This is a genomic window from Ewingella sp. S1.OA.A_B6 (genome assembly GCF_049889095.1).
GTDB lineage: Bacteria > Pseudomonadota > Gammaproteobacteria > Enterobacterales > Enterobacteriaceae > Ewingella.
Genome location: NZ_JBLJFK010000007.1, coordinates 57670 through 81581 on the forward strand (window position 1 = coordinate 57670; position 23912 = coordinate 81581).

Sequence of the window (23912 nt, forward strand, 5' to 3'; positions counted from 1 at the left end):
ATGCGCTGATTATTGCGCCAGCCGAACCCGCAAAAAATCAATAAACTGCCGCACCTTTTCCGGTACGTGGCGGGTATTGGGGTAAAGCGCAAAAATACCCTGCGTGGGAAAACGATGATCGGGTAGCAAATGGCATAAACGATCTGTGTCGATGTCCGCGTTAACCAGCCACTCGGGAAGCAATGCAACGCCGGCACCGGCCAGTGCAAAAGCTAGCCCCGCAGAGGCGCTGTCGGCAGCAATCACCGGTGGCGCAGTAACGCGAAACAACGCGGGTTCTCCATGACCGTTACTGATCGTCCAGCTCATCGGCAAAGGCAGGCGGCTGTGGAGAATCCAGTTTGACCGCGCCAGTTTCTCTAACGTGTCAATATTTCCCTGTTGCTGCAAAAAGGCGGGCGAAGCGACCGGCACTATTCCAAAGCAGCCCAGGGCGGTGGCATGATGGCTTGAATCCGCCAATTGGCCGAGACGTATCGCCAGATCAAGGCGGCCGGTAATCAGATCGTCGTGATGAGAAGACGCCACGTGCTGAATTCGTAATTGTGGATGCAGTGCCGCGAAAGCCGCCAATGCTGGAACCACCACCCGCGCGCCGTATTCCGGCGTACTGGTGATCCGCAACTGACCACTCAGCCCGCCGTGATCGCGTCGCACATCATCGAGTACCGATTCAGCTTCCTGCAATAAGGACTGGCATCGCCGATAGAAGCGCTCTCCAGAGTCCGTGAGCGCCAGCCGCCGCGTGCTGCGCGTAAGCAGTGCTACGCCGGTTTCACTTTCCAACTGCTTCACATTGAAACTCACCACGGCCTTAGTCAGGCCTAACGACGCCGCCGCTCCGGTGAAGCTGCCCGCAGTGATGACGGCGACGAAGATCTCCAGTCGCTGTAAATTCAGCATTATATAGCCCTGACTGTCAAAATAATTTTGACAGTGTAACTGGGTTACCTGCGTATATCCGTACAAATTTCTCCGCTACATTGCCTGCCTTACCAAGGATAAGTGGATGACAGAGGTATGAATTACCGGACTCGCGTTGCCGCGGTGTATTTACTCGGATTTTTCGTTGATTTGATTAACATGTTTATCGCCAATGTGGCCTACCCCGGCATCGCCCGGCATTTTCAGGCACCCGTCAGTGCGCTGGCATGGGTTAGCACCGGCTATATTCTTGGCCTGACGCTGGTGATCCCGCTTAGTCGCTGGCTTGCCGCCCGCTTCGGTGCGCGAAGGGTGTTCCTTGCCTCGCTGATGATTTTTATGCTCGCCTCATTGGGCGCGGGAAATGCGGAAAACCTGACGTCGCTGATTGTCTGGCGGACAGTACAGGGGCTGGGTGGTGGATTGCTGATCCCGCTTGGACAAACGCTGACTTATGCGCTGTACCCTAGCCATGAGCGTGCCAGGCTTTCAGCGATGATCATGCTGGTCGGCCTGATAGCTCCGGCATTATCTCCGGCACTGGGTGGGGTTATCGTTGACAGTCTAAGCTGGCGCTGGGTGTTTGTCGCCAGTCTGCCGTTGGCAATACTGGCGTGGATCCTGGCATTTTTCTGGTTACGGGATACGCCGGGGGAATCTGCCGGACGCTTTGATCTGGCGGGATTTTTACTTGCAGGAGCTTCCCTGGCACTGATATTAACTGGGCTGACACGGCTGGGCGAAACGGGAGATATTACCTCAGGGTCAGTTTTGCTGCTGACGGGGTTGATTTTGACGATTTTCTTTGTAAGAAAGGTGCTGAATCAGTCACAACCATTACTGGATTTGCGACTGATGAAGGATCCGCTGCTGCGTATCGCGATGCTGATATATCAATGTATTCCCGGTGTGTTCACCGGCGTCAGCTTGATCGCCATGTTGTACTTACAGAATGAGCTGCATTTTTCTGCAGCACAAGCGGGCAGTCTGATGGTGCCCTGGTCGCTGGCATCGTTTGCTGCGATCAGCGTGACCGGAAAGATGTTTAACCGCGTGGGGCCGCGGGCACTATTTATTCCAGGTTGTCTGATTCAGGGCTGCGGGATCGCTTTACTGGCCTTGCTCAGCGTTTCCGGGCAGGTATGGTTGGCGGTCACCGCATTCGCTCTGATGGGGTTCGGCAGCAGTTTATGCAGTAGCACGGCGCAAAGTTGCGCATTTCTACGTATTCAACCGCAGCAACTTGCGAACGCCAGTGCGCTGTGGAATATCAACCGTCAGATGAGTTTTTGTCTTGGTGTGACACTGGTTAGCGTCATGCTCAGCATTTTGCAAATTTACGTGCCACAAAATGCATTCCGGCTGAGTTTCAGTATCGCCGCTGCGAGCGTCTTATTGCCTGCCATGCTATGCCTGAAATTGCCGGGGCATGAGATAGTTCAGGAACTCAAACAACAGGAAAAAGTATGAACCGTTTTATGAAAGAAGTGTTCGACGCCCATGAATTGATCCAGCGCTGGTTCAGTGATGTGAATGCACCACAGTCCGTTTGTGACGCGTTACTGGCACGCTTTAGCCCGGATTATTCGATGGTAACGCTGACCGGCCATCCGCTGGATTATCCAAAACTGTGCGCATTTTTTGCCGCTCAGCGGGGCACAAAGGCCGGATTAAAGATTCAGGTAGACCACGCTGTTTTAATGGCTGAAAGCGCAGATCACGCCGTAGTGGCCTATCAAGAACGCCAACAATTACCCGGGCAGGCCGAGACATTACGTTATTCAACGGTGGTGTTTGACGTCGATGCGCAGGGAAAAGTGCTATGGCGACATTTGCATGAGACCTCAGGCAGCGAAAAATGAATCACCCAGTAATCACCTTCTTACGCAGGATTTCAGGCTACGAGTTCTGATGCGGCTACGTGAAAAATGTAGCGGGTTCCGGTACCTACGTTTTTATCACCGAGAATTTGAACGTTTGAAATGATGGAGACGTTTAATATTCGTTTAATATCCCCAAGAGGACAGCTTACTGCAATCGATATCGATAATTGTGTATTTTTATTTAAAAATCAAAAGATTAAAATTTTAACAATAAGCTTGAACGATCAAAATAGCGTTATTAATCGCCACAATCTATTGATAAAACCATTTGATATCACTTTATTAATTGATATAAGTGATCAATACTAGTGACTATACTATATTGTGGACTTTCAAATGCAGAAGTTATGCTTTTCGATCGATTGTGAATATGTAGCTGAACCCATTGTGTGCAGGAATGGATCTCTGTTGGGTGTTGAAGTGCTAACACGCTTCAGTACCCGCGGGATGTTGGAAGGCAAACTGGATGCCGCAAAGTTCATCATCGGGATGAAAGTGGATTCAAAGCGTCAGTTGCTGCTTAGCCAGCTCCACGAGATAAAAAATCAGGCCGCTTTCTTCTTACGCTCTGGCCTGGTATGCAGCATCAATATTGATTTTGACATGGCAGGAATCATCCTTAAAAACCAACAGGTTATTGCGTTATTGAATGTGTTGCCTTTTGTCAGACTGGAGATTTCCGAAAATTTCCCCAATCTTTCTGATGGCATTCGCAACCCTTTATTAAAAACACTCGGTGGACTTTACCACCTATGGCTTGATGATCTTGGGGCGGGTAATAGCAACATGGAAGCTGTTCAAGCGGGTTGTTTTGAATGCGTAAAAATTGATAAAAACTTCTTCTGGGAACACGGTCACTCGCGAATGTTTCCCATATTAATCAGAAAGCTCAGTTTATATACTAAACAAATTATTGTAGAAGGCGTCGAAAGCGAACAACAGTTAAAAAGATTAAAACAACACCCTATTACCGGAACCCAAGGATATCTTAATAAGGCAGTGCCGTTATGTGAAATGCAAACGTTGTTGCAATAAATTTAACAAATGAAATACCTGCCAAGGAATAAATATACTCTTCAATATCCAAGCTGTTGTCATGGCCTGGCATCGTAGGTGATAATGTTAGGAATCAACGCGCCGCCACATTTAGTTAAGCAGAGGATGACAGGTGTTAAGTCTCCTTGTATAACTATCGAGAATAGAATAATTAATCTTTTGGTTTATCCTGGCGGTTTTCTTGGGGAAGCTATTCAATTAATAGAATCAATCATTTCATTGAATGAAATCGCTAACATCACCCGTAGCCATAAAGTCCAGTACGCGATACAAATATATTCTCTGGCGGGAGGACGAATATCATCAACCTCAAGCTTAATGTTCAATGTCGATACTCAACACATCGCAGAGACTGACGAGGTGCCTGCGGGGCTGTTAATCATTGCCCACTGCCCCTTCCCGGTCATGAATCCCTCCAGGATAATATCTTCCTGGTTACGAGGCATGTGCGCTCATGCTGATAGCATCATAGCCTTGGGTTCGGGCGTTTTGTTACTTGCACAGAGTGGATTGTTAAATTATCGGCGAGTCACAACATTGGCAAGCACCGCAATGCAGTTAGCGGAGAATCATCCTCATGTGCATGTAATATCAGGTGTTTCTTTTCAGGTAGATGGCAATCTCATCACCACTAATGAAAGCGTAAACCTGAACGAAATAGCTACATTACTTGTGGGGGATAGCTCAGTGGTGCAATCTAACAATTGGGCTTTTTCCTTACATACTTCGCCTGAAATTGCTGCGCCATCTGTTGTAGTAAACTTTTTAAAACATAATAGTATTGCTCACAGAATTGTTACCTGGTGGCTGGGGCATATTGATGAAGTATTGAGCATGGAGCGTTCAGCGCAATTTTTATCGATGAGTGAGCGCAATTTTCGGCGTCATTTTACTCTTGAAGTTGGCTATCCTCCTTATCTCATTTTACTTTTAATTCGCCTTGAATTATCCCGTCAGTCTCTGATTGAAAGTGACTTGCCGGTAGATAAAATAGCCAGGCGATGTGGAATGCATGATGGTCAGCAATTAGCCAGAATTTTTAAAAAGTATATTACTGTCTCACCACAAAAATATCGGGTTAAAGCCAGAGAAGGAAGCTGTCAGAGCGTGAAGCATAGTTTATATTTTGAGTTCTTTGATGGTATAAATAGACCTTTATGGTTTGCTGAATTATGTTTACTCGCTTCTTCTTGTCCGGATCACGAAAAATGAAGTGATTATTTCCGCCTTTGTCCGATATTGCAGCTATCTAGTCCGTATTTGCGCTGGTTTAAATCACCCATTAAGAGCGATATTTATTATTATCTCTCTGAGGAATGGAACCGCTAACAAGCCAACTCCATTCAAATAATTGGTTGTTTCATTCAAGGAAATATCATGTCCCGTATTAACACTTTCAAAATTGGTGCGCTTTCTATTGCTTGTTTTGGTTTTGCTGTTCCTGTAACAGCATTTGCCGCCGGTACACAGAATTCCAATGTTGCAGTCACTGCCGCAGTTGAATCAGCCTGTACCATTTCCACTACCCCACTGACGTTTCCTGCCTTTACCGGTAGCACAGCAGTAGCCACTACAGCGACATTGTCGGTCACCTGTACCAATGCGGCACCTTATGTTTTAGCTCTCAGTGCGGGCACAGGCGCATCAGCCACTACTGCAAAACGTCTTTTGACCAGCGCCACGACAAAATCCACGCTGAACTATGGTCTGTATAGTGATTTGGCTCATACAACAGCCTGGGGCAATACTACCGGTACGGATACGGTAGCTGGCACCGGTGATGGCGCAGCCCAGAACGTGACTGTATATGGTCAGATTGCCGCCAACCAGCTCAATGCACAAGTCGCTACAGATTATACTGATACCGTTGCTGTGACAGTGACCTACTGATAAAAGACCAGCCGAATGCTCAATAAAAACATTCTTGCACGGGCGTTGATGCTGGTAGTCCTGGGAGCCATCGTGCCCCAGGCGCCTGCCCAGGAATTGAACATCGTTCCCATTCGTCAAAATCTATCGTCTGAGCATCGTTCCGCCAATTTTACCTTAACCAATTTTTCTGATACCCCGGCGTTAGTCCAAATACGTGCTTACAGCTGGGTGCAGAAGGGCAATGACGACAGTTTTCTACCCACCTCAAAACTTACCGTGAGCCCGCCTTTTGCGACTATTGCCCCTGGAAAATCTCAGACTGTGCGTTTGCTATTAAGGACTCCAGTGAGCAACGGTGAAGAGTCTTATCGTATTATATTCGATCAGATACCTGATCGGGTTGGCAGCAAAGTTCAGCTTACGCTGCGCTTTACCGTGCCGGTGTTTTCCTCTGGCAGTGCTCCTGCTGTCTCTAATGTGCAGTGGCGCGTTGAACGGGAGGGAGAAAACCTGATATTGGTGGCCGCTAATCGAGGTCTGGGACACAGTATGTTGTCTAATCTTCGTGCGACTTCTTCAAACGGGGAGCCCCTCAAACTGTCCGGTCCCGGTATGCCCTATATATTGGCGGGCAATGAGCGCCGTTGGGTGATCCAAGATCAGCGTCATTTATTGAATACCGGTTCAAGGATTCATGTCATTAATCCAGGCCCTCAGAATAAGTCAGATCAGTGGGTGAATATCGGCCCGAATAATTGATATCACCACCGCATTTTTTTGGGTTAGCGGGATATTGGGCATGGCGCTGTTGTATCCAGCGATGGCCATAAGCACCGAGACGGACACGGGACAGAGTTTGCTGCTCAATATTGTGGTCAACGGGCAGGATCACAACAACATTCAGGAAGTTATTCAACGGCAAGGTTCAATGCTGTTAACGCGCGAGCAACTTACCGCATCAGGATTGATCATTAATGGTGAACCTGGCGGTAAAAAAGAGGGATTAATTTCGCTCGATAATATACCGGGCTGGAGTTGGCGGTTCGACGCAAATGCACAAGCACTTTTTATAAAAGTGCCAGTCAGTAACCAAATTGCCCAGCAGTTAACCGCCAATTTTTCACAGGTCAACACTTTGCCACAACACAGCGATGCCGGTGCGGTATTGAATTACGACACGGAGTTCACTCGCTATGCCGGGCAGACTAGCAGCAGCCTGCTGGGGGACCTGCGTCTGTTCAATAATCGCGGCGTATTAAGTAATAACGTGCTCCAGACCAACAATACCTATCTGAACCGTACGGTTCGGTTGAACAGCACCTATAAAGTTTCTGACGTAACGACGCTGCGCACCTGGAATACCGGTGATTATATCAATGACGGTTTAGCCTGGACCCGCCCAGTACGCATGATTGGCATGCAGATGACCACTAATTTCGGGTTACGCCCTGATTTGGTGACTTCTCCGCGTCCTGGGATCAGTGGTGAAGTAGCCGTGCCATCATCAGTCGATATTTATGTTAACGGGTTACACCAGATGACCACGCAGGCGCAACCCGGTCCTTTTGAAATCAATCAACTACCGGTAACCGATGGCGGCGGCGAAGTGTCGATGGTGGTTAAAGACGCTAACGGCCGGCAGACAAACCAGACGATGCAGTTTTATTCCAGTAATACCCTGCTGCAAAAAGGGCTGGATTCTTTTTCGCTAGAAGTCGGTTCGGTGCGCAGAAAGTATGCCAGTCGTTCCAATGACTATGCTGGTAGCGCTGCTTCCACAACCTACCGTCGAGGCGTTACCCCATGGCTAACCATGGAAAGTCATTTGGAGGCCAGTGATAAAGTGGCGATGGGCGGTCTTGGCGCCGATATGCTTGTAAGCGATCTGGGGGTGTTCTCCGCGTCACTGGCCGTGGGGGGTAGCGTACAGAAACAGGCGAGTCAGTACGGATTAAGCTTTTCCCGTAACGTGCATGTGTTTAGCTACGGTGTCAGTGTATTGAAAGCCGGGTCGAATTTTAATGATCTGGCCGCTGCTTATGGTGACGGTAAACCTGGGACTACCCTGCGCGCCAATCTAGGCTTCCCCATTGCGAGTAAAGGATCTTTCGGGCTGGTTTACGCCAAACGGCTGGTCAATTATTACAATGATTATAATTATGAATCAACGCGAATAGAGACCTCAACCCTATCGGCCACCTACTCAAGCCCTTTGCCATTTTTGGGCGCGTTCGGTTACGTAACGGTGTTACATGATTTTGATTACCAAAATAATACCGGCTTGTTTGTGGGGATTTCCTTGCCGATGGGGCAGAAGACAATGGTGAGTGCGAGCACCAGCCTAAGCGGAGGGGAAAGTTATCAAACCTTGCAGCTGCGACGATCTGCAGTTCAGCGTGGCGATATTGGTTGGAGCCTGACGAAACAAAACGGCTTGATATCCACGCAGACTGCCGGGGCTGAATATAAATCTGACTGGGGATTGCTGGGGATGCAGGCCGAGCAGAGTCAGGCGGGTATGGCGGAGCGCGGTACAGTTCGGGGCGCCCTTGCTATGATGGATGGCCATATTTTCGCCGCGAATACTATACAAGACAGTTTTGCCGTGGTGGATACCGATGGCTTGTCGGGGATCGAGGTTTTACAGGAAAACCGTCCTGTGGGAAGAACCAACAAAGACGGCTTGCTCTTTATCGAAGATCTTCGCGCTTATGAGCATAACAGTCTGTCCATTAACCCCAATGATGTGCCGATGGATGTGTCACTAGAGAGTGACACACTTGATATAACGCCAAAAGAACGCTCTGGTGTTTTGGCAAAATTCCCCATTCATCAATCCAATGGCGCCACCTTACGCTTGGTTGATGCGCATCATGCACCGATACCTATTGGCAGCCTAGCCACGCTAGCCAATAGCGGAGTGCAGGCGATGGTGGGTTATGACGGCATAACGTACTTTGAGGGGCTGGCGGAGCACAACTCGCTTAACGTGCTGGTCAAAGGCCAGCCGGACTGCTCGTTAACATTCGATTATCGGCCTAAGGTCGGCACCATACCGGAAATCGGACCTTTGATTTGTCATACTGGAGCCTGATTATGCTATTACGTGCCATGGTCGGCTTTATGCTTTCGTTGCTCTGTGCACCGGCATTAGCCTATAACTGCGATATTTCTGCAACGCCGCTCAATTTCGGGTCATTGGAGGGTATTGCCGGGCGAGTGCGGCTAAGCACCGCCACACTGACCGTAGTTTGCCGTACTGGTAATGCACCTGCCAATGTAAATTACCAGATTCTGATAGACAATCCGGCAGGTAATGCTGAGCATCAAATGACTGCGGGAAATCATAACGCCGGCTATCAGCTCTATACTTCGGAAAGTTATCAGGAGATTTGGAGCAATACAGGCAGCGGCATTGTTAGCGACAGCTACAGTCTGGCTGCCAATAGTTCTGTTTCACGCACTTATACCATTTATGCAAAAATGAAAATCGATCGTGAAGACCTGCCTGGTACGTATATAGCTAATTTCACGGCGCAACTCTTGTATTGAACGTGCCAGGCCAGCCTGAAAAAATAGAATTCACCGCCCTATTTCCCCAGACTTGCCCTGCACTAAAGGCGACGTTGGGCTGATGGCAAGGAGGTTAGGTCATTCGCTTATCACCCAGACGCTGAGGCTGCCTGCGTTGCAGCGGAAAACTGCGGTGCCCTGATCGTCGGATTCGACTTGCTCCTGACGATTGCCGAGCAGATCTTGCCATTTTTTACCCGCGTACCCTTCGCCCAGCGTGACCGTTTTTTCACCCTCTTCGCTGTTGGACATCACCACCACACAGCCGGGATGGTCTTCTGTGCCGCTGCGGCTGAAAGCCAGACAGTTTGGATGATCGAAGTAATCAGTTTGTACACCCCAGGCATAAGTTTGCCGGGCTTTAATTAAGGTCTCAAGATGTGGAACAATCTCTAATTCCACTTCATGCATATTGCCGTCACTGCCCGTGTCTTCATAGGTTGCGCCAAACAGGCCGGGATAAAACACAATGGGTACGCCCTGCTCGCGCAGTAAAATCAATGCGTAAGCCAGCGGTTTAAACCAGGGTTGGATCGGCGCTTCGAGAGACTGCAACGGTTGGGTATCATGGTTAGCCACCAGCGTGACAGCGTGCGCGGGATCGGCAGCGACCAGGGTATTATCGAAGATTTTACTGAAATCGTAGTCTGCGCCATCGCGTGAGGCATGATGAAAATTGAGCTGTAACGGTGCGTCGAACAGCATGGTTTTCCCTTCGACCTGATGAATATACTGTTGCAAGATTTCAACTTCATGTGACCAGTATTCCGCCACAATAAACATCGGCTGTTCAGCTTCGGCCTGAATGTGATCGATCCAGCCTTTGTAGAACCAGGCCGGTATATGTTTCACTGCGTCCAGCCGGAATCCGGTACAGCCGGTTTCAGCTATCATCCAGCGGGCCCAGTATTTGAGTTCCTCATCCACCGCTTTATTTCGAAAATCAACGTTGGCGCCCATCAGGTAATCATAGTTACCGAATTCAGAGTCAACCTCGGTATTCCAGCCTTCTGCGGTGTAGTCGTTGACGATTTTAAACACGCCGTTTTCATCCGGATTTTCAATATGATCTACGCCGCTGAAACATTGATGATCCCAGATGAATTTTGAATATTTCCCCTGCCGTGCCGCAAAGGTAAAACGCGTCCAGGCATCAGCTTCAATCATCTCTTCGTCGATCTGATCGCGGTTATTGTCATTGACGCGGTTAACCTGAATACGCTCTTTCTCATCGGCCCCCATTTTATGGTTAAGGACCACGTCCATGATCACGCCGATTTGCCGCTCTTTCAGGCCATGGATCGCCGCCAATAGCTGCTCTTTATCACCATATTTGGTGGCACGGGAGCCTTTCTGGTCGAACTCACCCAGATCGAATAAATCATAGGTGTCATAACCGACCGAAAACCCACCTGAAGCCCCTTTATAGGCCGGTGGTAACCAAACTGAGGTGATGCCAATCTCTGCCAGATAGTCGGCGCGCGCAGCGACTTCTGTCCACAGTTTTCCTCCATCCGGGTAGTACCAATGAAAGAATTGCAACAGTGTGGGATTTTGCATGCCTTACTCCATTTATCATGACAGGGAAATGAAGTATGGAGCAGGATAGATAAAAGGGTTAGTCGATTGTTCAGCAACGATTGTTCCGATTCGGATCCTGTGTTAATCAGTGACATACTTTGTGTTATGTAGCATAAATCTGGAAGGAAACACTTTGAACATAAGCAACTCTGATACTCAATTGACCGCCGCCGAAGCGGTGGATCGACTGGAAGTGTTTTACAGCGCCGCGGTTGTTGCCCTGCGTAAGGCGATTGGTGAGTTTATTACGGATGGCTCCTTGCCAGACCTCAACCTGCGGTCGGCCGGTTTATTTACTTACCCTGAACTCAGCGTCAGTTGGGACGGTGCGGCGCAAAATCAGTTTAAATCGCGCGCCTATGGTCGTTTTCCACGGGCGGGAAAATACACCACTACCATTACGCGCCCGGAGCTGTTTCGGGACTATCTGGCCGATCAGTTGGCGCTGCTGGAAAGTGAATATGGCGCCAGCTTTGTGGTCAAACCTTCGCCGCTTGAGATCCCCTTCCCGTTTGTGATTGACGGTTCTGATTTGAATCTCAACCGCACCATGAGTGCCGCGTTGGCGCACCATTTTCCGACCACCGAGCTTTCTCAAATCGGCGATCAGATCACTGATGGTTTGTCCCCTTCTTCCTCCGTTTTTCCGCTGTCGCATTTTGACGCCCTGCGTACGGACTTCTCATTAGCTCGCCTGAAGCACTACACCGGCACACCGGCGGAACACGTCCAGCCTTACGTACTGTTTACCAACTACACCCGCTATGTGGATGAATTCGTCAGTTGGGCCTGTCAGCAAATTGTCGACCCTGCCAGCCCTTATGTCGCGCTCTCCTGTGCCGGTGGCGCTTACGTCACACCGGAGACCATCAATCTGGAAGAGACCGTGTCAGATCTGGCGTGGAAGAAGCATCAAATGCCCGCTTACCATTTGATCGCCCGCGATGGCAAAGGCATTACGCTGGTTAATATTGGCGTCGGGCCGTCCAATGCCAAAACCATTTGCGACCATTTGGCCGTATTGCGTCCACATGCGTGGCTGATGATTGGCCACTGCGGTGGCCTGCGTGAAAGCCAGCAGATCGGAGACTACGTGCTGGCCCACGCCTACTTGCGCGATGATCACGTGTTGGACGCGGTATTGCCACCCGATATCCCTATCCCGAGCATTGCCGAGGTACAGCGCGCGTTATACGACGCGACCAAAGCGATCAGTGGAATGCCGGGCGAGGAAGTCAAACAGCGCCTGCGCACTGGCACCGTGGTGACGACTGATGACCGTAACTGGGAACTCCGTTACTCGGCCTCGGCGATGCGTTTTAACCTCAGCCGGGCCGTGGCGGTAGATATGGAAAGTGCCACTATTGCGGCTCAGGGCTATCGCTTCCGTGTTCCTTACGGCACCTTACTGTGCGTGTCTGACAAGCCACTGCACGGCGAGATCAAACTGCCCGGCCAGGCCAATCACTTCTATGAAGGGGCGATTTCAGAGCACCTGCAAATTGGCATTCATGCCATCGATCTGTTGCGTCAGGAGGGAGACAAATTACACTCCCGCAAGCTGCGGACCTTCAACGAGCCACCGTTCCGCTAATGACTTTGGTTACGGTATCACCCGCACGGGGAAGGATTTTCCTTCCCCGCTATCTGATCTACATTTCTACACAATTACTGTCGATAACTTAGCGTATTCCCCCTGATTTCCCGCGTAAAAAAACACGTATACCCGCGTATATTCAGCTGCAACGATGGGCGTTGCGCCCAAAGTCCAGAATGCTGTCACAAGCAGTTTATTGAGGTGCGTGATGAAAAGGCTGTTGATGTTAATCCTGGCCGCAGTGACGCTGATGTCGGTCACCCAGGCCTCGATGGCTTATGGCTATTATGGACATGGCTATTATCGGCATGGCTATAATCACGGCTGGTACGGTGGCCCTAATGTAGTGATTGGCGTACCCTGGGGGCCACCTCCTCCGATCTATTATGCTCCGCCACCGGTGGTCTACGTAACGCCACCGCAGCCACAGGTCTATGTAGAGAAAACCCCAAACTACGCTTATTATTGCCAGGACCCGGCGGGTTATTACCCGCGTGTGCCGCGCTGCTCGCGTGGCTGGATGAAAGTAGTCGTAGGCCGTTGAGCCTGAGTGAATAATCCATGAAACGTTTATATCAGAGGGTGCCGCTGGCTTTGCTGGCCGTTCTCTCCGGCTGTGTCTCTCCGCCTTCCGGCCCGGATGTCACGGTATTACCTGGCAGCAGTAAAAGTTACGGACAGTTCAGGCAGGACGATATCTTGTGTCGCAACACGGCGGAAAATAGCGTCAGCGGTGGCGCGCAGGCCGCGTCGAACAGTGCCGCAAGTACTGCTGCGACCGGTACGATTGTAGGAGCTGCAGCGGGGGCATTACTTGGTGCGGCGTCAGGCCGGGCCGGTCCCGGTGCGTTGATTGGCGCGGGCAGCGGCCTGTTAGTCGGTAGTGCGATGGGCAGTAACACTGCAGGTATGAGCAACGGTGATTTGCAGGACCAATACGATGTGATCTATACCCAGTGCATGTACGCAAAAGGGAATAAGGTGCCTGTCGCCTACAGCGACGCTCAACAGATTGACTCGCGTCAGTCTGACGTCCCGCCGGACTACCAGCCTGCTTATCCGCAAAGTGATGTCCCGCCGGATTATCACGGCGATACGCCTGACGGCAACGTGCCGTCAGATTACCCTTAAAACTTCACCACGGCACCCAGCTCGATCACCCGGTTAGGCGGAATTTGGTACAGGTCGGGTGCCCGTAACGCGTTACGCTGTAACATCTGAAATAGCTTGCCACGGATTCGCAGATACCACGGTCGTTTGTCCAGCGCCAGCGTATCACGAGACAGGAAGAACGATGTATCGCTCATGGTACAGCGCAATCCGTCCTGGCCACAGCGGTAAAAAACCTCTTCCAGATTCGGCGTTTCGCGCCAGCCATAGCTTGCCACCACGCGCCAGAACGACGGTGAAAGATGCTCAATGGTGACGCGCTTGAGTTTATGCACATAGGGGGCATCGGCGCTGGTGATGGTCAGTAAGATCACCCGGTCATGCAGTACCTTGTTATGTTTGAGATTGTGCAGCAATACCAGCGGTACTGCATCCGGTGCGCGCGACATAAACACCGCCGTACCCGGCACTCTTAGCGGTGGGGATTTCTCCAGTGAGGTGATAAGCGCACTCAGTGCATCTGGATCCTCTCGCAAGCGACGCAGCAGGCGTGAGCGTTCGGTGTGCCACGTCATCATGATCAGCAAAATGCCCAGTCCCAGCGCCACCGGCAACCAGCCGCCGGAGAACAGTTTAGTCAGGTTGGCGGCAAACAGCGGAATGTCGACCAACAGCATCACTGCCATCAACAAAAGTCCCCAGCGCGGCTTCCAGCCCCAGTTTTTGATCACCACAATACTCAATAGCACGGAGGTCAGCGCCATGGTGCCGGTGACAACAATCCCATAAGCCGAAGCCAGATCGCTTGAGTGTTTGAAGCTGATGATGACAATCAACACGGCAACGTAAAGCAGCCAGTTAACCACCGGAATATAAATTTGTCCGGATTCCACATCGGAGGTGTACACGATGCGCATTGGCGGAAGATAACCCAGTCTCATTGCCTGGCGAGTCAGTGAAAATACGCCAGAAATAACCGCCTGTGAGGCAATCACTGTTGCAAAAGTAGCAATGATCAACAATGGAACTAACGCCCAGTCCGGTGCCAGCAGGAAGAACGGGTTTTTAATCGCCTCGGGGTGCATCATTAATAGAGCGCCCTGACCAAAATAGTTCAACACCAGCGAAGGTGCGACTAGCAGAAACCAGGCGATACGTATCGGTTTCTTACCAAAATGTCCCATATCTGCGTACAGTGCTTCGGCACCGGTTACCGCCAGCACGACCATGCCGAGCGCAAAGAAAGAGACACCTTTGTATTCAATAAAGAAATTTAGCGCCCAGTACGGATTAAGCGCCTGCAATACGCCTGGGTTTTTCAGGATCCCACTGATGCCGAGCACCGCGAGTGACAGAAACCACAGCACCATGACCGGCGCAAAAAGTTTGCCCACGCTGCCAGTCCCCTTCTTCTGGATAATAAACAGCAGGGTCAGCACCGCAATCGACATGGGAATAATGAAAGGATCAAGGGAAGGTTCAATGATCTCCAGTCCTTCAATGGCCGACAATACAGAAATCGCTGGCGTTATCACGCCGTCGCCGTAAAAGAAACTGCCGCCTACCAGCCCCATAAATACCGTGACCGTAAACCAGCGCGGGTTGATATGACGCACCGCCAGCGACATCAGCGTCAGAATGCCGCCCTCACCGTCGTTGTCTGCGCGCATAACAAAGCCAATGTATTTCACTGAGACGACGAGCATCAGCAGCCAAAAAATGAGCGACAAAAAACCGAAAATAGAACTCTGGGTCATGTTGATCCCCGCCTCCCCGGTGAGACATTCGCGCAGAGTGTAGAGCGGGCTGGTGCCGATGTCGCCGTACACCACGCCAATTGCTGCCAGCGTTACTGCGGGCAAAGGCTGCTTATTCTTCATATACATAAATGGGGATTCGCAAGATCAGTGGGCCAGAGAATATCGGGCATCCTGGCATTATAGTACTTGTCAGTACGGACACACCTTTGGATGTAATTTTTTTGTTAAAACTAATTTTCAGTGGCGTTTTGAGTACTTAGTGCTCGGCGCTAAGTTGTGGATAACGGCGGAAAATAAAGGCACACCAGACCAGCGCGATGCACCCCATCAATCCCCCAACATAACCAATATTTGCCATGCCGAGATGTAAACTGACCTGATTACCCAGTAAGGCTCCGGCACCAATGCCCAGATTATATATACCAGAGAAGAGCGCCATCGCCACGTCAGTGGCATCCTGCGCCAGTGTCAGAACGCGGATCTGCATCGCCAGCCCAATGGCCATCATCCCCATGCCCCAAAGAACGGACAGAATAGAGATGCTCACCGCATGGGTCGCGGCCACGAACAGCAGCAACATACTCAGTGCCACGATAGCGATCGCCCCAACCAAAAATGCGGAGGGAAATTTATTGGCCAGCATGCTGAATAACACGCTGCCAAGAATACCGGCACCGCCAAATACCAGCAGCAAAAAGGTCGTGAAATTCTCCCCCATGTCCGCGACGGTTTGCATAAAGGGTTCGATATAACTGTAAGCCGTATAGTGCGAAGTGACGATGAGTGCCAGCAGCAGATACATCGATACCAGCGCCGGGCGTTTGAACAGCATGGGAACACTGCCAAGCGATCCGGTGTGCTCACTGGGCAATTTTGGCAGTAATTTCAGCAGGCATAACAAGGTAACCACCGCAACAACACCAATGATCGCAAAAGTAATACGCCAACCGAGATACTGTCCAATCACTCGTCCGAGTGGCAAGCCAAGCACCATCGCCAGCGCCGTACCGGTGGCCAGCATGCTCAGCGCCTGCGTTTTCTTACCCGCCGGAGCGACCCGGATCGCCAGCGATGCAGTGATGGACCAGAAAATAGCGTGCGCCAGCGCAATACCCACCCGCGATAGCACTAACGACGGGAAGTCCCATGCCATCACCGACAGAATATGGCTGCCAATAAACAGTACAAAAATCACCGCCAGCAATCGGCGACGTTCAATGTTGCGGGTCAGCAACATTAACGGCAGCGACATCAGTGCCACTACCCAGGCGTAAATGGTCAGCATCAACCCGACTTGCGCGGTTTCCATCGAAAAGCTGCGGGCAATATCCGACAGCAAACCGACTGGAACGAACTCTGTGGTGTTAAAAATAAATGCGGCGACGGATAGCATAATGACGCGAAGCCATTCAGTTTTGCGTGAGACAGGTTGTGTTTGCATGAAAGTATGTAACTTTTTGGTGACGTTATAGTTGCGTGCATGACAGAGGAAGTGTCATTTTTGTGAGCCGTATTGTGTTTTATTTCCTCCTGAATGAAAACCGTTATATCTGGCAATGGCGAAATTATCCCCACCGCCCACTTGCTTCAACTTCTTCGGAGTAACTCAGGAGATGTCCAGCCAGCGTAAACCGGCTGTCACCGCCGCCGCTGCCAGGATCACGACAATCAGTGGCACTTTACGCCAGGCCAGTATAGCCGCCACCCCCACGCCCGCCAGTCGTGCAAAACCAGCAAAATCCTGCCCTTCCAGCAACGTTGCGATCACGGCCAATGAGAGGAGTAATGTTGTCGCGGCATCGGCGATCAGTGCCCGGCTGTTTTCGGTAAAGGTCAGGCGGGAGCCGAGTTTAAAGCCAGCTATACGCAGTAAATAAGTTCCTGTTGCCAGCAGCGCGATACCTGCGATCAATAAAAAATTTTGGCTCATGATTTTTTTCTCCTTACGATTAACCCTGCCAGTGAGAACAGTACTGGCATGCCGACCGGCACAAAAGGCACAGCGGCGAGGGCTATCAGCGCGCCGGACAAAGCGGAAATAAGGGTTTTGGCATTTTTCAACGCGGGCAGGATCAACGCAACCAAAATGGCAGGAAATACGGCGTCCAGGCCGATAGCTTGTGTATCTGGAATGAATTTGCCAATCGAACCGCCAATCACCACACCCAGTGGCCAGCAGAGGGCAATACCGAGACCGCATAACCAGAAGGCGGCTTTACGTTGGCTTTGCAAGGCTTGCGATACTCCAAACACCACGCTTTCATCATTCATGATATGGCAGCCCACATAACTCATCGGAGCACGGCCGACCAGGTCCTTGACTGCAATACCGAACGGCAGATGCCGCGCGTTAATCAATAACCCGGCCATCGCCGCAGTAATTGGACTGCCTCCGCCCCCGACAATACCAATAAACAGAAATTCTGACGCCCCCGCCAACACCAGTAACGACAACGTCAATGGTACCCATAGTGGAAAACCACTGCCCGTGGCCAGCGAACCATAAGAGATCCCGACAATTCCGTCGGCCAGACATACCAGCATAATGGCTTTGACCGTACCCGCGCTGAGCGAAGAAAAACGGCTGAATTTCATAAAAACTATCCCATAACGAACGACCAGGCTGTTATAATGAACAAATGGTGCGTGGTTTTCAAGGCGAACGATCGTTCGTTATGATAAATTTAGCAGGATTATTTATGACTCAACCGATTAGCATTATTGCCGCATCCCTGATGCGAGAACGTCAGCGTACCGGCCTATCTCTGGCAGAGGTGGCACGCCGGGCAGGTATTGCCAAGTCAACGTTGTCGCAGCTCGAAGCCGGTAATGGCAATCCGAGTCTGGAGACGCTGTGGGCGCTCTGCGTCGCGCTGGAAATCCCATTTGCGCGACTGATGGAGCCGCAGGTCAATCAGTCTCAGGTGATCAGGCGCGGTGAGGGGCCCTCGGTGGTGGCGGAGTTGGCGAATTACCAAGCGGTGTTGCTGGCGACATGTCCCCCGGGCGCCCGCCGGGATATCTATCTGCTGATGACCCAGCCGGGTGCTGATCGCGCTTCCCTGCCACATTCACCGGGTTCTGTCGAACATATCATTATCACTCAGGGACAGGCGCTGGTAGGGCTGGTGGAGGAGCCGTTCACCCTGAACGCTGGAGATTACATCTGTTATCCCGCTGACCAGGAGCACATTTTCCGCGCCCTGGAAGCGGATACCCAAGCGGTGTTGGTTTCTGAACAAAATTGAGGGCTTGATATCGGATTTACTTGCCCGACGGGCAATAAAAAACCCACAACTTCAGGCAGCTATGGGCTCCACAAATGAGAAATAATTACATTTAGATGAGTTTACAGAACAACGTACTCCTTACTGCTTGCACAACCAGGAGAACAAACCAATTCGGTTATGAGCCCGCACAGTTCATTCCAATAACTTATGCGCATCAACCGATGGCCAAGGTTATTTCTCTCGATACCAGGCCGGGTCGATATTTCCCATTTCGATACCATATAAATTTCCTGTTGGCATTAATGCTTCCATCATACGGTTACTATCCTGTGCGGATTCGCTGATAAGCATACTGGTGCACTTCTGCTTGACGCGTTGCCAAAATGAATTTGACTGCCTTGACCGTTTTTTCAGCGACATGATGAAAGCACTCTCTGGTTAATGAAATTTTGAAGAAAAACGGGTTCACGTTGCTCTTCGTTGAGAACAGTTAACCGTGAAACGCCGGATTATTAAAATAATCTTTTCAGCTTTCTATAGTTACGCAGCGACTATGCCACTGATGCACCAATGGTCATTCATACTGCCGCGGGGGCCATCCCCTTCTTTTGCAATAAATGCACTACCAGCGCCAGCAGGAACAACAGGGCCTGAATCAGCACAATCGTCGGGCCGGTAGCTGCGTCGATATAAAAACTGATGAAAGTACCGCTGACAGCGGATAAAAGTGACGTCGTCACTGCAATCATCATCATTTTTGGCAAGGTGTTGCACAGGAGAAATGCCGTAATGCCAGGCGTGATCAGCATTGCGACAACCAGCACCACGCCCACGGCTTGCAACGCGGCCACGATAGTCAGTGCCAGCATGCACAACAACGCATAGTGATAGAAACGCACCGGCAGCCCCACGACTTTCGCCTGTATGGGATCAAAGCAAAACAGCATCAAATCTTTAAATTTTATGAGGATAGCCAGGGTAACCAGCGCCGCGATGATCAGCGTTTGCAACATTTCGCCGTCCGTTACTCCCAGTACATTGCCGAACAGAATATGGCTCAGATGCTGTTCCGTGTTCACCCTGGAAAATAGCACCAGACCTGCAGCAAACATGCCAGAGAAAACAATGCCCATCACTGAATCCTCTTTAACCCGGCAATGCTCCTTGATAAAACCCGTGGCAATGGCGCAGAACACGCCGGAGCTGAACGCGCCAATGACCAGCGGAATACCGGCCATATAGGCCAGCACCACGCCGGGCAAGACTGCGTGAGAGATAGCATCTCCCATCAGCGACCAACCTTTAAGCACCAGAAAGCAGGAGAAAATCGCGCAGACAATGCTGATGGCCGCAGCCGTCAGCAGTGCGCGTTGCATAAAGGCAAAACCCATAGGCTCCATCAGCAGATCAATCCACGACATTATGCATCGCCCCCTGTGCGGTTCTTTATGCGGCTTTTTATGCAAGCATGGTTAACCAGCCAGCCGTGTTTCGGGGCGAACAGAAAGGCCAGCAGGAACACGGCGGTTTGCAGGCACACAATGACGCCGCCGGTGGCGCCGTCAAGGTAGAAACTGAGCCAGGCACCCACTGCGCTGGTGGCTGCACCGATAACCAGCGAGATAATCAACAAATGTGAAAACCGGTCGGTGAGCAGATAGGCCGTGGCACCTGGCGTGATCACCATAGCGATCACCAAAATAGCGCCAACGGTTTGTAATGCTGCCACGCTACATGCGCTGAAAATGGTGAAAAAAATCACTTTCAGCCACAGCGGAGACAGGCCAACAGAAACTGCATGTGCCTCATCAAAAAATATCGCCAGCAGATCCCGCCAGATCACGCACAGCACCAGCAGCGAGATACCGACGATAATCTGTACCTGCAAAACATCAGCGTCATCAATGCCCAAAATATTGCCGAACAGGATTGACTGAACGTTCACCGATGTCGGGTTAAGCGAGACCAGCAGCAGGCCGAGGGCGAAGAAGGTCGAGAAAACGAAGCCGATGATCGCGTCTTCCCGTAGCTTGGTGTAATGCCTTAACAATGTCATCGACAGCGCGGCGAGTATGCCGGTGCCAAATGCGCCAATGGCGTAAGGAAAGCCGAGCGCATAAGCGCCCGCGACGCCCGGCACCACGGAATGTGACAGCGCATCGCCCATCAGCGACCAACCTTTGAGCATCAAATAGGCGGATAAAAAAGCACACACCGCGCCAACTCCGGCGCTGACCCAAATGGCTTTAACCATGTAGTTGTAGTGAAAGGGTTCGATCATCAGTTCAATCATTGCGCCAGCCTTACCGGTGAAGGACGATCCCGGTTCAGATAACTGATGTTACGCAGCGCGCCGCCAAACGTGTTTTCGAGATTTTCCGCGGTAAACGTAGTTTCCAGCGGACCGTTGGCAATCACGGTTTTATTAATCAGCACCGCCCGGTCACAAAATTCCGGCACGCTGGCAATGTTATGCGTCGAAACCAAAATCAGATGGCCCTCATCACGCAGCTGACGAAGTAATTCGACGATGGCATTTTCAGTTTTGATATCGACGCCGGTAAACGGCTCATCCAACAGCATCACGCGGCCTTGCTGCGCCAGTGCGCGCGCCAGGAATACGCGTTTTTTCTGCCCGCCGGACAGTTCACCAATCTGGCGCTGTGCCAGGTCCGCCAGGCCGACGCGAGCCAGCGCAGAGTCAACCTGCTGTTTGTCCTCTTTTGACGGAATACGCAAAAACGACATCTTGCCGTAGCGTCCCATCATGACGACGTCACGCACCAGCACAGGGAAATTCCAATCCACCTCTTCCGACTGCGGTACATAGGCAATCAGGTTTTGCTTTAACGCTTTTGCGACGTTAAGCCCGTCAAGCGTTACGCTGCCCTGCGTTGGACGGATTATCCCCATAATGGCTTTAAATAAGGTGGATTTCCCGCTGCCATTCACACCAAGCAGTGCGCAAATTGAGCCACCGTGCAGCTGGAATCCGGCGTTTTGTATCGCCGTGTGGCCGTTGCTGTAGGTGACTGAAATATTATCAACGTTGAGATGAAGTACAGCGTCACTCATTGCCCGAACCCTTCTGCAATCGTGCCCACCGTTACTTTAAGCAGATCAATATAAGTGGGTACCGGGCCGCTGGCGGTGGAGAGTGAATCGACATACAGCACGCCGCCGTATTTTGCGCCCGTTTCCTTACTGACCTGTTTGGCTGGTTTGTCTGAAATGGTACTTTCACTGAATACCACCGGAATATTTTGCTGGCGCACCAGGTTGATCAATTTTTTGACTTGTTGCGGCGTACCCTGCTGTTCGGCGTTAATCGGCCACAGATAGGCTTCACGCATACCATAATCTTTCGCCAGATAGCTGAACGCTCCTTCGCTGGTGACTAACCAGCGCTGGCCGGAGGGGATCTTCGCTAACCGGGCACGCAATGGTGCATCCAATTGGCTAATTTTTTCTGCGTATTCTCTGGCGTTGCGGTCGTAGGTCTGCGCATTGTTTGGGTCATATTTGACCAGCGCCGCACGGATGTTCTCCACGTAGATCAGCGCATTTTTAGAAGACATCCAGGCGTGCGGATTGGGATTGCCGAGGTACGGTCCGGCTTGAATTGGCAGGGGTGTAATGCCATCGGTGACCGTGGCGGATGGCACATTCCTGATATTCTCGAAGAAACGTCCAAACCAGCGTTCCAGACCGAAGCCGTTCCACAGGATCAGGTCGGCCGACTGAGTTTTGACTATATCGCGCGGGGTAGGCTGATAATCATGAATTTCCGCACCAGGCTTGGTGATTGACTCTACCGTAGCAGCGTCCCCGGCTACGTTCTGAGCGATGTCCTGAATCACCGTGAAGGTGGTGACGACCTTGAACTTCGTTTTATCTTTTTCATCTGCCTGCGCAGTCCCGCTCACCAGTGCCACAAGCATGCTAACCAGCATCAACCTCAGGCTAAACGGCGAATGACTCAGCCATGTTGAAATCGTTTGGCTGAACGCGGTTTGCTTTATAACCTTACGAGTTATAGGGCTCCGGTCTCTTTCCATGAAATTCCTCCTGAGAATGCAACGGTAGATGATGGTGATTTATTATTCATTTATAGCATAGGCTATATTACATAGCCAAGGTGAAGTTTTCAAAAATTGGTACTGAAGGCCGCTTGGTTTACAATGGCCCGCCTTGTCGCTGTCAAAGCGGCCAAGGTAAAAAACCATTGAGCAAGAAAGAGGCAAGCATCGTGAATAATAAGAAGTTGAATCCGCTACTGGATGCTGAAGAGCACGCTCAGGGTTTTTTACAGGTGCGCGAGGCACATCGACGGGAATTAATGGATGACTATGTTGAATTGATCTCGGATTTAATCCGTGAATTTGGTGAAGCGCGACAGGTAGACTTAGCCGCGCGTCTCGGTGTTTCGCAGCCGACGGTGGCGAAAACCCTGAAACGTCTGGCCAGCGCCGGACTGGTTCACCAGTTGCCATATCGTGGAACGTTTCTGACGCCGGAAGGTGAGAAACTGGCGGCAGAGAACCGTGAACGTCATAACGTGGTTGAAGCTTTCTTTATCGCGCTGGGTATCAGCCCTGGAACCGCCCGCCTTGATGCCGAAGGCGTTGAACATCACGTCAGCGATGAAACCCTCGACGCTTTCCGCCGCTTTACCGAACAGCAAAAAACACAAAGTAGATGACTACACTGGCAAGTCGCCGCCTGTACTGATTGCAGATTTCAATATCGTTCAGCCCTTTTAACTCTTTTTTGCCGCCAACCTGGGCAATGGCCGAAAGCAACTGGTGATAGGATTCAATGCGATTTTGTGGACGGTAGCTATTTCTGGGATCGCCTGGAAAACGGGAAATATCTCACGCCAAGCCTGTTTTTTGTACAGGCTTGCATCAGTCACGCGTAGTGGAGCAGATAGATAATCTTACTTAATATACGAATCCAGTACCTTCAGAACTACCTCAAGGTCCTCTTCACGCTTAGCCTCGTCACCTTCATGTACAATATGTTCTGTCAGATGTCCTTTGATCACCTCACGCATTAATCCATTCACTGCACCACGTATGGCTGCAATCTGTTGCAGCACGGCGGCACACTCATGCGGCTCATCAAGCATTTTTTTCAGGGCGATAACCTGTCCCTGAATCTTGCTTGTGCGGGCTTTAAGTTTTTGTTTATCACGAATTGTATGCGACATACTGAAATCTCATTTATCAAAAATCTAATTTGATCATAGCACTATAATTATACTGGGGGGTAGTATCTGATGCTGAGAGGTAGTAGCATCCTAATCATCATTTAAAAACCAATA

At 50.8% G+C, this 23912-nt stretch carries 25 protein-coding genes; 13 read left to right on the top strand and 12 right to left on the bottom strand.

The window, feature by feature from the left end; translation table 11 throughout:
* Nucleotides 1-9: 9 nt before the first annotated feature.
* Nucleotides 10-903 carry a LysR family transcriptional regulator gene (locus ACMV8I_RS14460; protein WP_498865907.1) on the bottom strand — a complete coding sequence of 298 codons (894 nt, stop codon included), beginning with the start codon at nt 901-903 and terminating at the stop codon, nt 10-12.
* 117 nt (nt 904-1020) lie between these two features.
* Here ACMV8I_RS14460 and ACMV8I_RS14465 point away from each other — a divergent pair, with 117 nt between their 5' ends.
* The 8 genes from ACMV8I_RS14465 (at nt 1021) to ACMV8I_RS14500 (ending at nt 9287) form a co-directional block, all read left to right on the top strand.
* Nucleotides 1021-2394 carry a DHA2 family efflux MFS transporter permease subunit gene (locus ACMV8I_RS14465; protein ID WP_498865908.1) on the top strand — a complete coding sequence of 458 codons (1374 nt, stop codon included), beginning with the start codon at nt 1021-1023 and terminating at the stop codon, nt 2392-2394.
* Nucleotides 2391-2786 carry a DUF4440 domain-containing protein gene (locus ACMV8I_RS14470; RefSeq protein WP_498865909.1) on the top strand — a complete coding sequence of 132 codons (396 nt, stop codon included), beginning with the start codon at nt 2391-2393 and terminating at the stop codon, nt 2784-2786. The genes ACMV8I_RS14465 and ACMV8I_RS14470 overlap by 4 nt, the downstream gene beginning before the upstream one ends.
* A gap of 357 nt (nt 2787-3143) precedes the next feature.
* A complete protein-coding gene (locus ACMV8I_RS14475) occupies nt 3144-3842 on the top strand; it encodes an EAL domain-containing protein (RefSeq protein WP_498865910.1) in 699 nt (232 codons plus the stop codon).
* Nucleotides 3843-3926: 84 nt separating this feature from the next.
* Entirely contained in the window at nt 3927-5075 is a 1149-nt protein-coding gene (locus tag ACMV8I_RS14480) for a helix-turn-helix domain-containing protein (RefSeq protein WP_498865911.1), read from the top strand.
* Nucleotides 5076-5240: 165 nt separating this feature from the next.
* Nucleotides 5241-5753: a Csu type fimbrial protein gene (locus ACMV8I_RS14485; protein WP_498865912.1), complete on the top strand. Its 513-nt coding sequence runs from the start codon at nt 5241-5243 to the stop codon at nt 5751-5753.
* Between the two features lie 15 nt (nt 5754-5768).
* A complete protein-coding gene (locus tag ACMV8I_RS14490; protein ID WP_498865913.1) occupies nt 5769-6494 on the top strand; it encodes a fimbrial biogenesis chaperone in 726 nt (241 codons plus the stop codon).
* Nucleotides 6495-6534: 40 nt separating this feature from the next.
* The gene (locus ACMV8I_RS14495) at nt 6535-8829 is read left to right on the top strand and encodes a fimbria/pilus outer membrane usher protein (protein ID WP_498865914.1); all 2295 of its coding nucleotides are present in this window, start codon (nt 6535-6537) and stop codon (nt 8827-8829) included.
* A gap of 2 nt (nt 8830-8831) precedes the next feature.
* Nucleotides 8832-9287 carry a spore coat protein U domain-containing protein gene (locus tag ACMV8I_RS14500; RefSeq protein WP_498865915.1) on the top strand — a complete coding sequence of 152 codons (456 nt, stop codon included), beginning with the start codon at nt 8832-8834 and terminating at the stop codon, nt 9285-9287.
* A gap of 99 nt (nt 9288-9386) precedes the next feature.
* Here ACMV8I_RS14500 and amyA read toward each other — a convergent pair whose 3' ends face one another.
* Nucleotides 9387-10868 carry an alpha-amylase gene (gene amyA / locus ACMV8I_RS14505; protein ID WP_498865916.1) on the bottom strand — a complete coding sequence of 494 codons (1482 nt, stop codon included), beginning with the start codon at nt 10866-10868 and terminating at the stop codon, nt 9387-9389.
* A 160-nt stretch (nt 10869-11028) separates the two neighbouring features.
* Here amyA and ACMV8I_RS14510 point away from each other — a divergent pair, with 160 nt between their 5' ends.
* The 3 genes from ACMV8I_RS14510 (at nt 11029) to ACMV8I_RS14520 (ending at nt 13617) form a co-directional block, all read left to right on the top strand.
* Nucleotides 11029-12483, top strand: coding sequence for an AMP nucleosidase (locus ACMV8I_RS14510; protein WP_498865995.1), 1455 nt, complete (start codon nt 11029-11031; stop codon nt 12481-12483).
* Nucleotides 12484-12694: 211 nt separating this feature from the next.
* Entirely contained in the window at nt 12695-13030 is a 336-nt protein-coding gene (locus ACMV8I_RS14515; RefSeq protein WP_498865917.1) for a hypothetical protein, read from the top strand.
* A 17-nt stretch (nt 13031-13047) separates the two neighbouring features.
* Entirely contained in the window at nt 13048-13617 is a 570-nt protein-coding gene (locus ACMV8I_RS14520; protein WP_498865918.1) for a glycine zipper family protein, read from the top strand.
* Here ACMV8I_RS14520 and kup read toward each other — a convergent pair.
* The 4 genes from kup to ACMV8I_RS14540 all read right to left on the bottom strand — a co-directional run bounded on the left by kup (nt 13614) and on the right by ACMV8I_RS14540 (nt 17951).
* Nucleotides 13614-15482, bottom strand: a complete 1869-nt coding sequence (gene kup / locus ACMV8I_RS14525; protein WP_498865919.1) for a low affinity potassium transporter Kup — start codon at nt 15480-15482, stop codon at nt 13614-13616. The two genes, ACMV8I_RS14520 and kup, sit on opposite strands and share 4 nt — an antisense overlap.
* Before the next feature lie 130 nt (nt 15483-15612).
* On the bottom strand, nt 15613-16797 hold the full coding sequence (locus tag ACMV8I_RS14530) for a sugar transporter (RefSeq protein WP_498865920.1): 1185 nt from the start codon (nt 16795-16797) through the stop codon (nt 15613-15615).
* 165 nt (nt 16798-16962) lie between these two features.
* Complete coding sequence (locus ACMV8I_RS14535; protein ID WP_498865921.1) at nt 16963-17286, bottom strand: AzlD domain-containing protein; 324 nt, start codon at nt 17284-17286, stop codon at nt 16963-16965.
* Nucleotides 17283-17951, bottom strand: a complete 669-nt coding sequence (locus ACMV8I_RS14540; RefSeq protein WP_498865922.1) for an AzlC family ABC transporter permease — start codon at nt 17949-17951, stop codon at nt 17283-17285. The genes ACMV8I_RS14535 and ACMV8I_RS14540 overlap by 4 nt, the downstream gene beginning before the upstream one ends.
* Nucleotides 17952-18055: 104 nt before the next feature.
* On the opposite strand from ACMV8I_RS14540, the gene ACMV8I_RS14545 reads away from it, so the two are divergent.
* Nucleotides 18056-18604, top strand: a complete 549-nt coding sequence (locus ACMV8I_RS14545; protein ID WP_498865923.1) for a helix-turn-helix domain-containing protein — start codon at nt 18056-18058, stop codon at nt 18602-18604.
* A 213-nt stretch (nt 18605-18817) separates the two neighbouring features.
* Here the strand turns inward: ACMV8I_RS14545 and ACMV8I_RS14550 are convergent, their stop codons facing one another.
* The 5 genes from ACMV8I_RS14550 to ACMV8I_RS14570 all read right to left on the bottom strand — a co-directional run bounded on the left by ACMV8I_RS14550 (nt 18818) and on the right by ACMV8I_RS14570 (nt 22644).
* Nucleotides 18818-19006, bottom strand: coding sequence for a hypothetical protein (locus ACMV8I_RS14550; RefSeq protein WP_498865924.1), 189 nt, complete (start codon nt 19004-19006; stop codon nt 18818-18820).
* 158 nt (nt 19007-19164) lie between these two features.
* Nucleotides 19165-20010 carry a metal ABC transporter permease gene (locus ACMV8I_RS14555; protein ID WP_498865996.1) on the bottom strand — a complete coding sequence of 282 codons (846 nt, stop codon included), beginning with the start codon at nt 20008-20010 and terminating at the stop codon, nt 19165-19167.
* Nucleotides 20007-20879 carry a metal ABC transporter permease gene (locus tag ACMV8I_RS14560; protein WP_498865925.1) on the bottom strand — a complete coding sequence of 291 codons (873 nt, stop codon included), beginning with the start codon at nt 20877-20879 and terminating at the stop codon, nt 20007-20009. Before ACMV8I_RS14560 ends, ACMV8I_RS14555 begins: the two co-directional genes overlap by 4 nt.
* Complete coding sequence (locus tag ACMV8I_RS14565) at nt 20876-21661, bottom strand: ATP-binding cassette domain-containing protein (protein ID WP_498865926.1); 786 nt, start codon at nt 21659-21661, stop codon at nt 20876-20878. Before ACMV8I_RS14565 ends, ACMV8I_RS14560 begins: the two co-directional genes overlap by 4 nt.
* Entirely contained in the window at nt 21658-22644 is a 987-nt protein-coding gene (locus ACMV8I_RS14570; RefSeq protein WP_498865927.1) for a metal ABC transporter substrate-binding protein, read from the bottom strand. Before ACMV8I_RS14570 ends, ACMV8I_RS14565 begins: the two co-directional genes overlap by 4 nt.
* A gap of 191 nt (nt 22645-22835) precedes the next feature.
* Between ACMV8I_RS14570 and mntR the strand changes: the two genes are divergently transcribed.
* Nucleotides 22836-23288, top strand: coding sequence for a manganese-binding transcriptional regulator MntR (gene mntR, locus ACMV8I_RS14575; RefSeq protein WP_498865928.1), 453 nt, complete (start codon nt 22836-22838; stop codon nt 23286-23288).
* 237 nt (nt 23289-23525) lie between these two features.
* Here mntR and rcnR read toward each other — a convergent pair whose 3' ends face one another.
* A complete protein-coding gene (gene rcnR, locus ACMV8I_RS14580) occupies nt 23526-23798 on the bottom strand; it encodes a Ni(II)/Co(II)-binding transcriptional repressor RcnR (protein ID WP_498865929.1) in 273 nt (90 codons plus the stop codon).
* Between the last annotated feature and the right edge of the window lie 114 nt (nt 23799-23912).

Excerpts from the sequence above, each read along its gene's own strand:
- ACMV8I_RS14460 (WP_498865907.1), bottom strand. The coding sequence starts at position 903 with ATGCTGAATTTACAGCGACTGGAGATCTTCGTCGCCGTCATCACTGCG.
- ACMV8I_RS14465 (WP_498865908.1), top strand. The coding sequence starts at position 1,021 with ATGAATTACCGGACTCGCGTTGCCGCGGTGTATTTACTCGGATTTTTC.
- ACMV8I_RS14470 (WP_498865909.1), top strand. The coding sequence starts at position 2,391 with ATGAACCGTTTTATGAAAGAAGTGTTCGACGCCCATGAATTGATCCAG.
- ACMV8I_RS14475 (WP_498865910.1), top strand. The coding sequence starts at position 3,144 with ATGCAGAAGTTATGCTTTTCGATCGATTGTGAATATGTAGCTGAACCC.
- ACMV8I_RS14480 (WP_498865911.1), top strand. The coding sequence starts at position 3,927 with ATGTTAGGAATCAACGCGCCGCCACATTTAGTTAAGCAGAGGATGACA.
- ACMV8I_RS14485 (WP_498865912.1), top strand. The coding sequence starts at position 5,241 with ATGTCCCGTATTAACACTTTCAAAATTGGTGCGCTTTCTATTGCTTGT.
- ACMV8I_RS14490 (WP_498865913.1), top strand. The coding sequence starts at position 5,769 with ATGCTCAATAAAAACATTCTTGCACGGGCGTTGATGCTGGTAGTCCTG.
- ACMV8I_RS14495 (WP_498865914.1), top strand. The coding sequence starts at position 6,535 with ATGGCGCTGTTGTATCCAGCGATGGCCATAAGCACCGAGACGGACACG.
- ACMV8I_RS14500 (WP_498865915.1), top strand. The coding sequence starts at position 8,832 with ATGCTATTACGTGCCATGGTCGGCTTTATGCTTTCGTTGCTCTGTGCA.
- amyA (WP_498865916.1), bottom strand. The coding sequence starts at position 10,868 with ATGCAAAATCCCACACTGTTGCAATTCTTTCATTGGTACTACCCGGAT.
- ACMV8I_RS14515 (WP_498865917.1), top strand. The coding sequence starts at position 12,695 with ATGAAAAGGCTGTTGATGTTAATCCTGGCCGCAGTGACGCTGATGTCG.
- ACMV8I_RS14520 (WP_498865918.1), top strand. The coding sequence starts at position 13,048 with ATGAAACGTTTATATCAGAGGGTGCCGCTGGCTTTGCTGGCCGTTCTC.
- kup (WP_498865919.1), bottom strand. The coding sequence starts at position 15,482 with ATGTATATGAAGAATAAGCAGCCTTTGCCCGCAGTAACGCTGGCAGCA.
- ACMV8I_RS14530 (WP_498865920.1), bottom strand. The coding sequence starts at position 16,797 with ATGCAAACACAACCTGTCTCACGCAAAACTGAATGGCTTCGCGTCATT.
- ACMV8I_RS14535 (WP_498865921.1), bottom strand. The coding sequence starts at position 17,286 with ATGAGCCAAAATTTTTTATTGATCGCAGGTATCGCGCTGCTGGCAACA.
- ACMV8I_RS14540 (WP_498865922.1), bottom strand. The coding sequence starts at position 17,951 with ATGAAATTCAGCCGTTTTTCTTCGCTCAGCGCGGGTACGGTCAAAGCC.
- ACMV8I_RS14545 (WP_498865923.1), top strand. The coding sequence starts at position 18,056 with ATGACTCAACCGATTAGCATTATTGCCGCATCCCTGATGCGAGAACGT.
- ACMV8I_RS14550 (WP_498865924.1), bottom strand. The coding sequence starts at position 19,006 with ATGTCGCTGAAAAAACGGTCAAGGCAGTCAAATTCATTTTGGCAACGC.
- ACMV8I_RS14560 (WP_498865925.1), bottom strand. The coding sequence starts at position 20,879 with ATGATTGAACTGATGATCGAACCCTTTCACTACAACTACATGGTTAAA.
- ACMV8I_RS14565 (WP_498865926.1), bottom strand. The coding sequence starts at position 21,661 with ATGAGTGACGCTGTACTTCATCTCAACGTTGATAATATTTCAGTCACC.
- ACMV8I_RS14570 (WP_498865927.1), bottom strand. The coding sequence starts at position 22,644 with ATGGAAAGAGACCGGAGCCCTATAACTCGTAAGGTTATAAAGCAAACC.
- rcnR (WP_498865929.1), bottom strand. The coding sequence starts at position 23,798 with ATGTCGCATACAATTCGTGATAAACAAAAACTTAAAGCCCGCACAAGC.